Genomic DNA, 13,026 nt, shown 5'->3' on the forward strand with positions numbered 1-13,026 from the left:
TAAAATAGATCCGACGTCGATAAGCCATTCCAACACTCCATCTTTGCTCTCAAAGTGAAGTGTTGCGTCGATCCATTGAGACCGCCCCGCAGAGCGGTCATTCGCTGAATTTCGCCCAATGACTGATTTGCGGACATTCAATATTTTTGCGAACAGCGTCAATTGCCGGAACGGCACGAAAAGCTCGATGGATCCCGAGGATCACCATTGCCGTAATACTTTGCGACTTCCGGATAGGCGCAAATGGGTCTGGCCCCGGCTGGCTGAGCCTGACCGTCTAGCCAATACGCGATGATCTCGTCAGGTGCTTCACCCGTTTCCGCCCAATTGTCGATCTCGGTAAGGAAATTCACCCACGACGGGCCGGGGCCTCCAAAGCAATGTTCCACTCCGGGCATCATGAACAGTCGGACATACTCGGCGGCACTTGGATCATGTGCAAGGACATCGTCATAGTAGCCGACCATCGCCAGCCCGGATTGTGCGTTGTCGGACCAGCCGGAATACAACAGCATCTTGCCACCGCGTTCGCGATACATCGACAGATCGGGGTTTGTTGCGTTCAAAGTTTCTGCTGCTGCTGACGAATCCTTCGCGTAGGTTCTGAAATCGAAATTCTCGTAGGTCCAGGTTGGGTCGTGATAAACGAAATTCTGCATGATTCCATTGCCGAAGCTGAAGAATGCGTTCGGCGAGACCGGAGCCTCGAAACCGCCAGAACCGACACCTTCCTGAAAATCTCCTTCAGCTTCCTGATATTTTAGCCCACCGGTCAGCCAACGACTCCAGCCGCCTTCTGCAGTCTCACCGCCAAACGGAAATCCGTAATAAAGTTGATTTCCGTCAGCGTCCTTTGGTCCTTCGTAGACAACTTTAAATGCTGCAACTTCCTCCGCGCTCAAACAGTCTCCGGTTTTTTCAGCCTCGCATTGCAGGCTGGTCACGTCGAATTGGCACTGACGCGGGTCATTGAGAATACCGTCCTCGAGCCCATCAAGCACGTCGCAAGCAGCCAGATAAGAACTCTCGACCAGTTCCTGAGCTTCTGGACCGACAACCGCTTGCTCCAAGTCCCTGGAATCCGGGTACATCACCCGGTTGATGCTGGTCGCCTGCACCGCAATTCCCGTCCAATCAATGGCGTAGGCGCCAGCGGCAACCGCGTCGAAATCCTCGGGATAGCGTAGAGCGGACATGATTGCCTGACCCCCGCCCCGCGAGCAACCTGTGAAGTAGCTGCGGGCAATCGATGTCTCGTAGTATGAGTTGATAAGGGCTTTGGCTGTGACCGCCGTTCGGTGTACCGCCAGATGCCCGAAGTTGACCAAGGCTTCCAAATCATTGAGGGCCCAGCTGGCGTCTGCTGGGTGGCCCTGATGCCCTGTATCGGTACCAACCGTCGCATAGCCAGATTGAAGTGCTCCGTACAGAAGCGCTGTATTCATCACGGACCCGACAAAACCACCCCCGCCACCCATGACGAATTTGCTGTTCCAATTGTCTGGAAGCAGTAGCTCGAAATGTATCTTGCTACCGATCACGCCGGTGACCGAGCAATGCGGCACGGGGTCTGCCAACGGCTCCACCGAAACAAGGCGAAGTTCTGGAAGCGGATCAAAACGCTTTTTCTCGCACTCAGCCTCACTTGCGAGGGCCGGAGCTCCCGTCGACACAATCCAGGCAAGAATGAGCGCACAGGTCCGTTGTATAAAACTGGGATTCGAGAACGGCTGCCAGAGAGATACCCGCATCACATACCTTTTGGAAAATAGTGATTTCTCCGGCACCCTAACACGCGACAGGAACCTAACAACAGACGTCAAGGGTAAGATCAAGGTCCGTTTCGGGCTCGACTCGGTCATCTGACTATTTTTATCAGATGACGGCTTTTCTGCGTTAAGCGGTCATTCTTCCACTGGACTTGTGAGCCAAACAGAGCGGTACTGTCCATGTTGCGACGTACCCAATGTTGCGCCGCGCCATTTTCCGCCCGGGTCTCCGGGCTCTCCTCGGTAGCAGGGTCACTTTCAGCCTGCGTGAACCAAAAGGAGAAGGCCAAATGACACGATCGCCGAAACCCAAAACCAAGAAAGCGCTGCTCATTCAGATGCTCAGCCGCAAGGCCGGGGCAGATGTTGCCACGATCAGCGAAAAACTCGACTGGCAGATGCACACGACGCGGGCGGCGCTGACTGGGCTGCGCAAGGCGGGCTACGAGGTTTTGGGCGCGAAGCCAGATGAGGGGAAGCCCAAGCGCTATCGGATCTTGGCGATGCCCGCCCAAACTGGTGCGACTTCAACAGCCGAAAAGACTGATGCCCGGTAAGCCGGATCCGGATCGACCGCTGGCGATTGCCGCGTGGGAGGAGGCTTTTGGGTCTCCTCCACCGCCGTATTTGTCGGTGGCGTTCCTGCGCAAGGCAGTAGCTTATGACGCTCAGTGCCGCTCTTCGGGCGGTCTGCCGGCGGCGACACGGCGCAAGCTGCGACAAATCGCAGAAGGCAAGCCGATTGCCGTCACCACATGCGGCGACCTTCGGTCCGGCGCGCACCTCGTGCGGGAATGGAACGGCCGAACCTACCAGGTCGAGGTGACCGAAGGCGGCTATCGAATGGATGGCAAGGACTGGCCGTCGCTATCCGCGATTGCAAAGCATATCACCGGCACGACATGGTCAGGCCCACGGTTCTTCGGCCTCACCAGCAGGTCAGGAAGCAGCAGATGAAGAAGATCCGCTGCGCCATCTACACCCGCAAAAGCTCGGAAGACGGGTTGGAGCAGGAGTTCAACTCGCTCCATGCCCAGCGGGAGGCCTGTGCCTCCTATGTGGCCAGCCAGAAAGATGAAGGCTGGGTGCTGGTACCGGACTAATATGATGATGGTGGGTTGTCTGGTGGATCACTGGACCGCCCTGCTTTGCAGCAGCTTTTTAGCGGATATAGGCGATGGAAAAATCGACCAGATCGTCGTTTACAAGATCGATCGTCTGACACGGTCGCTGGCGGACTTCGCGAAGATCGTCGATATCCTGGATGCCACCGGTGCCTCCTTCGTCTCGGTCACGCAGTCGTTCAATACCGCGACCAGCATGGGACGTCTGACACTGAACATGCTGCTCAGCTTCGCCCAGTTCGAGCGCGAAGTGACGGCGGAGAGGATCCCGGACAAGATTGCTGCCTCAAAGCGTCGGGGGCTCTGGATGGGCGGGCTGGTGCCGATGGGGTACGATCCGGATGGCCGGACGCTGAAGATTAATGAACCTGAGGCCGAGACGATCCGGACGCTCTACGCGCTTTACGAACAACACGGGACGATCCGGCAGGTGAAGGAAAAGGCCGACGCTTTGTTACTGCGCACCCGGCGCAGATCACTGTCATCGGGCGAGACGCGCGGCGGCGGCGCTTTCGACCGCGGGCATATCCATCACGTTTTGACAAACCCGATCTATGCCGGGCGCATCCGGCACAAAGATCAAGTGCATGACGGCCAGCACGACCCGATCATCGATCCCGACCGATGGGATGCGGTTCAGCTCAGGCTGCAAGGGATGGCCTCCCGGATACGCTTGAAAAAGACGCCGCGCCACGTGTCGCTACTTTGCGGGAAAATCTTTGATGAAACAGGGGACCGGCTGACGCCATCGCATTCTAAAACGAAGAAGGGCACCCGTTTGCGCTACTACGTCTCGCACCGGCTGATCGCGCGCAGCGGCGAGGAGAACCTCGATGGCTGGCGCTTGCCGGCGGACCAGCTTGAGGCACAGATCGGCACTCTTGCGCGCAGCCATCTTGCTAACCCTACATTTGCAGGGTGTCTCTGCCTACAGTCCGACGCCAGTGAGATCGCCCGCGTTCGAAGCAAACTGACGGAGCTGATCTCAGAGCCGGAGCGCAAAGACATCTTGCCGCTTGTAGAACGCATCGAGATTGCGCCGGGAAAGATTATGCTCAGGCTAGATATCAAAGGCGTAGCGGCGATGCTGGATACCAACGCTGATGCATTGGACGCAAACGCCCTGCGGATCGAAGCGCCATTCCAGGTGCGAAAGCGGGGTGTCGAAACCAAGATCATTCTCGCTGATACGACCGCCGCAAGAGACGAGACGTTGATCCGAAACATCGCGCTTGCGCATCACTGGCTGGAGCGGATCAAGGCGGGCGAAACCTTCGGCGACATTGCAGAAGCCAGCAATATCTCCAAACGCCGCGTTCAGCACATGATCGATCTCGCCTTCCTCGCGCCGGATCTCGTGCGAAATGTACTGGAAGGCGAACAGCCCCTCGGCTTTACGTCCGACTGGTGCAAATCGCGAACCCTGCCATCAGACTGGCAGGACCAGCGCGCGCTTCTCGCGACTCTCTGATCCACCACATCCACACCTGCTACCGCGAAAATGCCGAACGCAGACTTTCGGAGATTTGCAGCGCTGCTCCGGCACGGTCCACGGTCTGCGCAATTACGCCGCGCCGCTAACCCGCGGATAACACGTGACTAATCAGAGCACACCTTGCGCGGTCTCGATATGGAGGAGTGGGTGGCTGGGGTGGTAGGATTCGAACCTACGATACACGGTACCAAAAACCGCTGCCTTACCACTTGGCTACACCCCAACGGTGAGCGGCTATCTACGACTGTTGCTTTCGGGGTTCAAGGGCTTTTTTGGACAAATATCATATCGATCTGCAAATTTTTCTGACAGCGGTTTGGTGATGTCTACCGCTCTTGGGAAACTGCTCGAAGTATTGAAAGATGGTGAATTCCAACGATTGGTTCAGGTGAGTGTTTCTTGGATTTCTTGGCAAAGGCGCAGATTTTGGTTTATGTATGTGAACTTCAACCTGCGACTGCGTTTCAATTGCGTAATGCGCCTATTAACCTGTTGAAATATTGTGTTAAAATAAGAATGTGACGATTGAAAATTCCCGTTCACTCACCTAGGTGATTATTGTCCGCTATCCAAAAAAGGAGCCTATTATGATGCTGAACTTGCAAGTAGCAGAGGCATTGAACAAGCAAATAAATAATGAGCTTCATGCTTCGTATACCTATCTGGCGATGTCGGCCTATTTCGAGGCGCAGGACCTGCCAGGTTTCGCCAGTTGGTTCCGGGGGCATTCCGCAGAAGAAGATACTCATGCAATGCGTATTTTCGACTTTATCGCCAAACGGGGTGGCCGGATCAACCTGGAGGGGATCGCCAAGCCGCAAAAGGAATATGAATCGCCTGTTGATGTGCTCGAACAGGCTCTGGTGCAGGAACAGACAGTAACCGGGCAGATCAATGCGTTGTTCGAGCTGGCGCACGAGGTCAAGGAATTCAGTACGCAGAATATGCTGAACTGGTTTCTGGCAGAGCAGATCGAGGAAGAGGATTTGTTCACTTCGATATTGGATAAGGCCAAGGCGGCCAACGGAGATCGCTGGAATCTATTGCTGCTGGATCAGGAACTGGCCAAGCGCGGCAACGGGCAAGCCGAGGGTTAACCAACGCAGAACTCAGGATAAGGGGTGGTTATTCCCGAATTTCAGAGGGATCGACCCCCCAAAGATTGTTCTTGAGGGTCCAGCCACGATAGCCTCCGGCCGAAATGCGGCACCAATCCGGTGTACATTGCTCTAGTCGGGCGACAACCCCGGTTTCGAAATGCGCGTTCACCTGCGAATTTTGGTCGGGCAGGGTGTAAACCGGCAGCAAGTCGGATTCTATGAGAACAGTCCGCACGCCTGAAAGCAGAGCGTAGTGAACCCAACCCCCTGCGCCGTCGTGGTCCTGCACTTTGCGCCAGTTTCCGTATTCAGCCGTGATCTGCAGCGGCATGCCGCGTCGCTTGAACACCCAGTCGATTCGGTGGGTCAGAGATGGGCCGCGGCGCACATTACCCTCGGCCGCTTTCATTGAGACATATCGGGGTAGAGGCAGATTCGTGACTTGGCCACGTTTTTCCTGCGCAGACGCGGCCACAGCGCCAAACGCGAGAAGAAACACCGAGATCAACGCCACAAAATGGCGATTCACTGAAAAACTAGCACTCACTGCCTGTCTGCTCTTATGCCTGTCGATCGTGCGTAAAAAAGGTTGAGACGATGCCCAAGGGGTTCTTGTGCCCCGTGTAATCCTGCGCCACGATGCCATGGCGCGCGGCTGTTTGCAAAGCGGTAGGAGGGCTAAGGTGCCAAGAGAACGTCTGAGTGTTGTCGTTACGCGACGGTTACCCGAAGCGGTGGAAACCCGGTTGAGCGAGCTTTTCGATGTAAAGCTGCGGGACAACGATGATCCCATGACACGCGAAGAACTGACTGCCGCAGTGAAAGAAGCAGATGTGCTGGTCCCAACCATCACCGATACCATTGATGGCGGCATTTTGGGGCAGGCAGGAGAGAATTTGCGCTTGATTGCGAACTACGGTGCGGGTGTTGACAATATAGATGTGGCGACAGCGCGGCAGCGGGGCATTCTTGTTTCGAATACTCCAGGCGTACTGACCGACGATACCGCAGATATGACGATGGCACTGATCCTGGCGGTGACCCGGCGTATCCCTGAGGGGCTGGGCGTCATGCAAAAAGGCGATTGGGCCGGGTGGGCTCCGACTGCCTTGCTGGGTGGCAGGGTTGGTGGACGCCGGTTGGGTATTCTTGGCATGGGCCGGATCGGGCAGGCGGTTGCCCGCCGTGCCAGTGCCTTTGGAATGCAGGTGCACTATCACAATCGCCGCCGCCTGCGCCCAGAGATTGAGCAAGAGTTGGAAGCGACCTACTGGGAAAGTTTGGACCAGATGGTTGCGCGCATGGACGTCATCTCGGTCAACTGCCCGTCGACGCCTTCGACATTTCACCTGATGAATGCGCGGCGCTTGAAATTGATGAAACCCTCGGCAGTGATCGTGAATACTTCACGTGGTGAAGTTGTAGACGAAAACGCGTTGACCCGGATGATCCGTGCGGGGGAAATTGCAGGCGCAGGCTTGGATGTTTATGAGCAGGGCACGGACGTTAATCCTCGCCTTCGGCAGCTGCCAAATGTAGTTTTGTTACCTCATATGGGCTCTGCCACGCTGGAAGGTCGGATCGAGATGGGTGAGAAGGTCATCATCAACATCAAGACATTCGAGGACGGCCATCGGCCGCCTGATCAGGTTGTACCTGCAATGCTATAGGCCGCGGCCTGAAGGAAAGGGAACGCAATGGTGCAGGCAGCCGCTTTGCCGCGAAATGAAGCCGGAATAGAAACCGCTGTCGGAGTTCTGAAACAAAGATTTGGGGACCGGCTACAGACCGGTGCCGCGATCCGTGAGCAGCACGGGCACACCACGACCTGGATCGAGAACCAGAGCCCCGATGCGGTGGTCTTTCCGCACTCTACCGAAGAAGTTGCGAATATCGTTAAGGTCTGTGCCGCGCATAAAGTGCCGGTAATCCCTTTCGGTACAGGCACCTCGCTTGAGGGGCATGTGAATGCGCCTGCCGGTGGGATTTCCGTCGATCTGAGCCAGATGGACAAGATACTGGCAGTCAACGTCGGTGATCTGGATTGCGTGGTACAGCCGGGTGTCACCCGCGCCGATCTGAATACCCATCTGCGAGATCAGGGGCTGTTCTTCCCCATTGATCCGGGCGCGAATGCGTCTCTGGGTGGCATGGCCGCGACGCGCGCGTCTGGCACCAACGCAGTGCGTTATGGGACGATGAAAGACAACGTGCTTAGCCTTGAGGCCGTGATGCCTGACGGGCAAGTGATCCGCACTGGACATCGGGCCCGCAAGTCCTCGGCCGGGTATGATTTGACGCGTCTGTTGATTGGTGCCGAGGGGACGTTAGGCATCATCACTGAGATCACTTTGCGTCTGCATGGTATACCCGAGGCCATCAGTTCAGCGCGTTGTTCATTTCCAACAGTGGATGCGGCATGCCAAGCTGTGATGCTGACCATTCAATATGGCATCCCTGTTGCCCGGATCGAACTGCTGGATCAGATGTCTGTCAAAGCGGCAAACGCCTATTCAGGACTTGATTTGCCTGAAGCGCCGCTGTTGCTGTTGGAGTTTCACGGCTCGGACAGCGGAGCGGCTGAGCAGGCCGAGACCTTTGGGCAAATCTCGGAAGAATTCGGTGGCAGCGATATCACCACCACCTCGACAACCGAAGAGCGCAACAAGCTGTGGCAAGCTCGGCACGACATGTACTGGGCCAGCCTGCAATTGCGACCGGGCGCGCAGGGGATTTCAACGGATGTTTGCGTTCCGATCTCGCGTCTGGCCGATTGTGTGACAGCCGCACAGGAAAAAGCCGCCGAGTTGGGATTGCTGGCCCCGATTGTGGGTCATGTCGGAGACGGAAACTTCCATACTCTGTTGTTGATCGATATGGACAACCCGACTGAAGTCGCAAGCGCTGAGGATTTCGTTGGATGGCTGAACGATATGGCCATTTCGATGGAAGGCACCTGCACTGGGGAGCACGGAATAGGGCAAGGAAAACGCCCTTATCTGGTGAAAGAACTGGGTGCAGCCACGGCCTATATGGCGGCGATAAAATCGGCGCTGGATCCTGATAACATCATGAATCCGGGGAAGATTATTTAGTATATAAGCTGTATGTCGACGGACAGATAATTCCAAGGATCGGTCATATCCACGCCCAAATTTCATAGGATTGAATCTCTTCAGAGCACTAATTGATTCTGAGGTTGATTTATGGGCGCCTTGCGGTTCATTGGATTTTTGCTGATCGCGGCGATTGTTATCGCGGGTCTTGACTATTACCAGCAGGATAAAAAGCACGACGATACATTGTCCTTTGCAGGTTATATCGAAACGATCAATGATCGTTTCGGCTTGTATAAGGCCGAGCAGGTCGCCAAGCAGGCCGAACGTGAGCGCAAGAAAAGCTGGGATGCGGGCACAAAATCCTTTTTGCCATCTCCCCCCGAGGGTTGGAGCCGCTATGATCTTATAGATGCCGATAGCAAGCCGGTTCAGGCGGTTCTGTCGGGGTATGAAATATCGCCCATGATCAGCTCTATTTCCGGCCAGGCTGAATTACAGCGCCTCACGAATGAGGGGCGCGAGGGTCTGATACGTAAGCTGGCAGAGTCGGGTTATGTTTATGAAAAAGATGGTGAAATCGTCTGGTTCGACATCACATTGAAGCCTAAGAAAGCACGCAATACTCTGGTTGGTCTGGCACTGGGGCGACAGGCCGACTTTATGAACGCGATGCAGTTTTCTAACGGATATGCCGTCATTGATGGCGTGGCGTTTGCGGAAGTGACCGAGGGTCTTTCTGGCGATGTACAAGAAAGCGACATCCGTAAGATCAAAGGTCGCATCGGATTTGATGAAGAGGTAGTGCTGCGTCTGCACACCAATGCAAGCGATGCCACGATCCGGCAGTTTTTGAATTCAGTCGATTTGGCCGGGCTGAATGCACTATTGGAATTTCCCTCGGTTGCGACGGGGCAGGGTATTTATGTTCCACTGGAGGAACAGCCTGAAATGGCAGGAAAAATGCTGGACCTCTATGGGAAAATGGTGGCTGTGCAGGACAAGGTGACACAGCAGAAACTCGAGAACATGGATATCGGAGCTGTGATGTTGAACACGCTCACAGCGACGGATTTCAACGCAGAAGGTCTGGCCGATATCACTGGCGGCAAAGTCTTTGAAAATCAGGACAATTTGCAGATGGCCTATGGAAAGGCGCTTGAGTTGATATTGCAATCGGATCAACGTCAAGCCGACGCCAGTCCGACTGACTCGGGTGGCGGTTTTATCGATGGATTGCTACAGAAAATCCCCGGTTTTGGGGCATTTGGCGGCGGCGCAGTCGCCACTGCAGCAAACGCAGGACGCTCAGACGTCCGTGTTCGAAAAGGAAACGAAGGATCTTCCTGCGCAATGAGTGGAAGCTCTAAACGCTGCACCTTCGGTAAAAACTGATCGGATTGTCACGCCCGAATAACGAACCTGCATCAATTGCGGGTCGTTTTTCTATTATCACTGGTCGGATGAATGTCGCGCCGGGCACCACAAATGCGCCATATGGTGTCAACAGATTCCAAGGGGAGACACCCGGCTATGAAAACCCAAGTCAAAGCACTGGTTGTCGGCGGCGGCGCCGTCGGAACCTCGATTGCCTATCACCTGGCCAAGGCAGGCTGGGATGATGTGATGCTGATCGAGCGGGACGAACTGACATCCGGTTCTACCTGGCACGCAGCGGGCCTGTTGCCGTTGTTCAACATGTCCTATGCGACGACCCACATCCACAAATACTCGGTCGATTTCTACAAGACGCTTGAGGAAGAAACCGGGCTAAATGCCGGTTTCGCTGTGGTGGGCAACCTGCGCATGGCACAGACGCAAGAGCGTATGGACGAATACATGCTCTACGCTTCAACGGCTGAGACCTGCGACGTTGCCTATGAATGGCTGACCCCTGACCAAATCAAAGAGCGCTGGCCGCTGATCGAAACCTCGGACCTGAAGGGTGCAATTTATCACACCGAGGACGGCTATATTAACCCTGCCGACGTGACGCAGGCGATGGCCAAGGGTGCTCGTCAACGCGGCGTCGACATTGTTCGCAAGATGCAGGCTGATGCGTTCCATTGGAATGGCACCCACTGGGAAGTCACCTGCACCAAGATGGTCGAGAAGGGCGGCAACCTCGTTCCTTCAGATGAGCAGGTTGTGATCACTGCCGAGCATGTGGTGACCGCATCAGGCAACCACGCGCAGCGCACTGCCAAGATGTTGGGCATCAAGATGCCTGCCATCCCGGTCGAGCATACCTTCATCGTCATGGACAAAGACCCCGAACTGGTTAAATGGCGCGAAGCGGGCAACCCCGAACACCCTGTTGTCCGCGATGCCGACAACGAATCCTACGCACGCGAAGAACGTGGCGGCTGGATACTGGGTATCTACGAACATGGCGCTCCTGCGCAGTTCGAACATGGCGTGCCGGACAGCTTTCGCGCTGACCTGTTCCCGCTGGATCTGGACCGGATTGCCGATCAGTACATGGCGATGGCAGAGCGTGTTCCCTCCTGCGCCGAATCCGGTTTGAAAGACGATTTCAATGGTCCAATCTGCTACACCCCTGACGGCAACCCGCTGGTTGGTCCGGCTCCGGGCCTGCGCAACATGTGGCTGGCCGAGGGTTTCTCGTTCGGCATCACCGCTGCAGGCGGCACCGGCTATTATCTGGCACAGATGATGGTCGATGGCGAAGCTGAGATCGACATGGCTTCGCTGGACCCCAAGCGTTACTCGTCCAACTGGATGACCACCGAATTTGCGGCGCGCAAGAACGAAGAGTGCTATGAGCACGTCTACATCCTGCACCACCCAGATGAAGAGCGTGAAGCCTGCCGTCCACTGCGTACTGTTCCGGCTTATGAGCGGCAGAAAGCCCGTGGCGCTCAGTTTGGCTGGGTCAACGGCTGGGAACGTCCGAACTATTTCGGCCCGCTCGAGGTGCCAGACAACTTCGACAAGGAAAGCCGCTCGTTCCGTCGTGGTGGCTGGTGGCAGTATGCCGTCGAAGAAGCCAAAGCGATCCGAGAAGGCGTTGGCCTGATCGACGCGTCGGCCTTTACCAAGCATGTCGTCAAAGGCCCCGGTGCGACCCAGTTCCTGGACTGGTTCACCTGCAACAAGCTGCCCAAAGTTGGTCGCATCAACCTGACCTACGCGCTGACTTCGCACGGCACCACCCGCACCGAATACACCATCGTCCGCAACGGCGAGAACAACTACTACATCGTCTCTGCCGGTGCCTGGACCGAGTACGACGCCGACTATCTGCGCAAGGCGGCCGAGGACAAGATGGAGGAGTTCGGTTATATCGAGATCCAGGACGTGACCACCCAGTGGGGCGTATTCGCCATCGCCGGACCCAAGTCGCGTGACGTGCTGAAAGAGGTGATCAAGGACGCCGATCCGGAAACTGCACTGTCCAACAAGCGCTTCCCGTGGTTGTCGGCCCGTCAGATCGAACTCGGCATGTGCCCCGTGAACGCGATCCGCGTGGCCTATACCGGTGAACTGGGTTGGGAACTGCACCACCCGATCGAGATGCAGAATTACCTGTTCGACCTGCTGGAAAAAGCCGGTGAGAAGCACGGTATGAAGCTGGTCGGCGCGCGCGCCCAGAACTGGCTGCGTCAGGAGAAATCCTATCGCGCGTTTGGTACAGAACTGGGCCGTGACGCAACCCCTCTGGAAGCTGACCTGCCACGCTTTGTTGATCTGTCGAAAGACTTCTACGGCAAGGCCAAGCTGGAAGAGACCGGCGTACGCGTGAAATGCTGCACTCTGCTGATCGACGGGCCGGACGATGCCGATCCATGGGGCCGCGAGGCGCTGTACACGCCGGAAGGCGAGCGCGTCGGTCGCCTGACCTCGGGTGGCTATTCGGTGGCCTTCGAGAAGTCCATCGGCATGGGCTATGTGAAGCCCGAACTGGCGGTCGAAGGTACTAAGCTTCAGGTCAAAATTCAGGACAAACTGTGGGATGCGGTCGTCACATGCGACAGCCCCTACGATCCGAAGAATGAAACCATCCGTAAGGACGGCTAATAACTTAGAAAGGCGGCACAAACCTGTACCGCCTTCCCCAAAAGCCCGCCTCCGGTGGGCTTTTATTATGCGTTCAACTCGTCAAAGCAGTCTAAGGCTTTCGCCGCATACATCATAGATGGCCCGCCGCCCATCTGCACCGCCATCGCCAACACATCCGAAACCTCATCGCGAGTGGCGCCTGCTTTGACCAACGCCTCGGTATGCAGGGTGATGCAAGGCTCGCACCGAAGGGCGATCGACATGCCTAACGCGATGAATTCCTTGGTTTTGTAGTCCAGGATCCCACCTTCTTTGACCGATTTCCCCAAGGCACCAAAGGCTCGGGCGGTATCGGGAATGGCGCCGTTGAGATTGCGCAGGCTTTTGCGGGTCCCGTCCAGTGCTTCGTGCCAGCTCATTACAACATCCTTCTTAAAACATATGATAAATTGCATATGA

Annotated in this window: 12 protein-coding genes and 1 tRNA gene; 9 read left to right on the plus strand and 4 right to left on the minus strand. The window is 56.0% G+C overall.

What is annotated here, in order from left to right; all coding sequences use genetic code 11:
- Window positions 1-158 precede the first annotated feature (158 nt).
- Window positions 159-1,577, minus strand: a complete 1,419-nt coding sequence (locus tag ACR0KN_RS19985; protein WP_170542867.1) for a tannase/feruloyl esterase family alpha/beta hydrolase — start codon at window positions 1,575-1,577, stop codon at window positions 159-161.
- A 482-nt stretch (window positions 1,578-2,059) separates the two neighbouring features.
- Between ACR0KN_RS19985 and ACR0KN_RS19990 the strand changes: the two genes are divergently transcribed.
- From ACR0KN_RS19990 to ACR0KN_RS20005, 4 genes are read left to right on the plus strand one after another with little or no spacing between them, the layout of a single operon-like run.
- Window positions 2,060-2,326, plus strand: coding sequence for a DUF3489 domain-containing protein (locus ACR0KN_RS19990; RefSeq protein ID WP_480656001.1), 267 nt, complete (start codon window positions 2,060-2,062; stop codon window positions 2,324-2,326).
- Complete coding sequence (locus tag ACR0KN_RS19995) at window positions 2,316-2,726, plus strand: DUF2924 domain-containing protein (protein WP_480656003.1); 411 nt, start codon at window positions 2,316-2,318, stop codon at window positions 2,724-2,726. Before ACR0KN_RS19990 ends, ACR0KN_RS19995 begins: the two co-directional genes overlap by 11 nt.
- Window positions 2,723-2,872, plus strand: a complete 150-nt coding sequence (locus ACR0KN_RS20000) for a hypothetical protein (protein WP_480656005.1) — start codon at window positions 2,723-2,725, stop codon at window positions 2,870-2,872. Before ACR0KN_RS19995 ends, ACR0KN_RS20000 begins: the two co-directional genes overlap by 4 nt.
- Window position 2,873: 1 nt before the next feature.
- Window positions 2,874-4,364, plus strand: coding sequence for a recombinase family protein (locus ACR0KN_RS20005; protein WP_480656007.1), 1,491 nt, complete (start codon window positions 2,874-2,876; stop codon window positions 4,362-4,364).
- Between the two features lie 172 nt (window positions 4,365-4,536).
- Here the strand turns inward: ACR0KN_RS20005 and ACR0KN_RS20010 are convergent.
- Window positions 4,537-4,611 (minus strand) — tRNA-Gln (locus ACR0KN_RS20010).
- Between the two features lie 364 nt (window positions 4,612-4,975).
- Between ACR0KN_RS20010 and ACR0KN_RS20015 the strand changes: the two genes are divergently transcribed.
- Complete coding sequence (locus ACR0KN_RS20015) at window positions 4,976-5,485, plus strand: ferritin (protein WP_480656009.1); 510 nt, start codon at window positions 4,976-4,978, stop codon at window positions 5,483-5,485.
- A gap of 28 nt (window positions 5,486-5,513) precedes the next feature.
- On the opposite strand, the gene ACR0KN_RS20020 is transcribed toward ACR0KN_RS20015, so the two are convergent.
- A complete protein-coding gene (locus ACR0KN_RS20020; protein WP_411353642.1) occupies window positions 5,514-6,035 on the minus strand; it encodes an SH3 domain-containing protein in 522 nt (173 codons plus the stop codon).
- Between the two features lie 136 nt (window positions 6,036-6,171).
- On the opposite strand from ACR0KN_RS20020, the gene ACR0KN_RS20025 reads away from it, so the two are divergent.
- The 4 genes from ACR0KN_RS20025 to ACR0KN_RS20040 all read left to right on the plus strand — a co-directional run bounded on the left by ACR0KN_RS20025 (window position 6,172) and on the right by ACR0KN_RS20040 (window position 12,585).
- Window positions 6,172-7,158 (plus strand): 2-hydroxyacid dehydrogenase, encoded by a 987-nt coding sequence (locus tag ACR0KN_RS20025; RefSeq protein ID WP_170543206.1) that lies wholly within the window; start codon window positions 6,172-6,174, stop codon window positions 7,156-7,158.
- Window positions 7,159-7,185: 27 nt separating this feature from the next.
- Complete coding sequence (locus tag ACR0KN_RS20030) at window positions 7,186-8,583, plus strand: FAD-binding oxidoreductase (protein ID WP_480656012.1); 1,398 nt, start codon at window positions 7,186-7,188, stop codon at window positions 8,581-8,583.
- Between the two features lie 111 nt (window positions 8,584-8,694).
- Entirely contained in the window at window positions 8,695-9,939 is a 1,245-nt protein-coding gene (locus ACR0KN_RS20035; protein WP_480656014.1) for a hypothetical protein, read from the plus strand.
- Window positions 9,940-10,077: 138 nt separating this feature from the next.
- Window positions 10,078-12,585 carry a GcvT family protein gene (locus ACR0KN_RS20040; RefSeq protein ID WP_480656016.1) on the plus strand — a complete coding sequence of 836 codons (2,508 nt, stop codon included), beginning with the start codon at window positions 10,078-10,080 and terminating at the stop codon, window positions 12,583-12,585.
- 65 nt (window positions 12,586-12,650) lie between these two features.
- Here the strand turns inward: ACR0KN_RS20040 and ACR0KN_RS20045 are convergent, their stop codons facing one another.
- Window positions 12,651-12,986 carry a carboxymuconolactone decarboxylase family protein gene (locus ACR0KN_RS20045; protein WP_480656018.1) on the minus strand — a complete coding sequence of 112 codons (336 nt, stop codon included), beginning with the start codon at window positions 12,984-12,986 and terminating at the stop codon, window positions 12,651-12,653.
- Window positions 12,987-13,026 lie beyond the last annotated feature (40 nt).

This window comes from Ruegeria sp. AP7 (assembly GCF_056539905.1).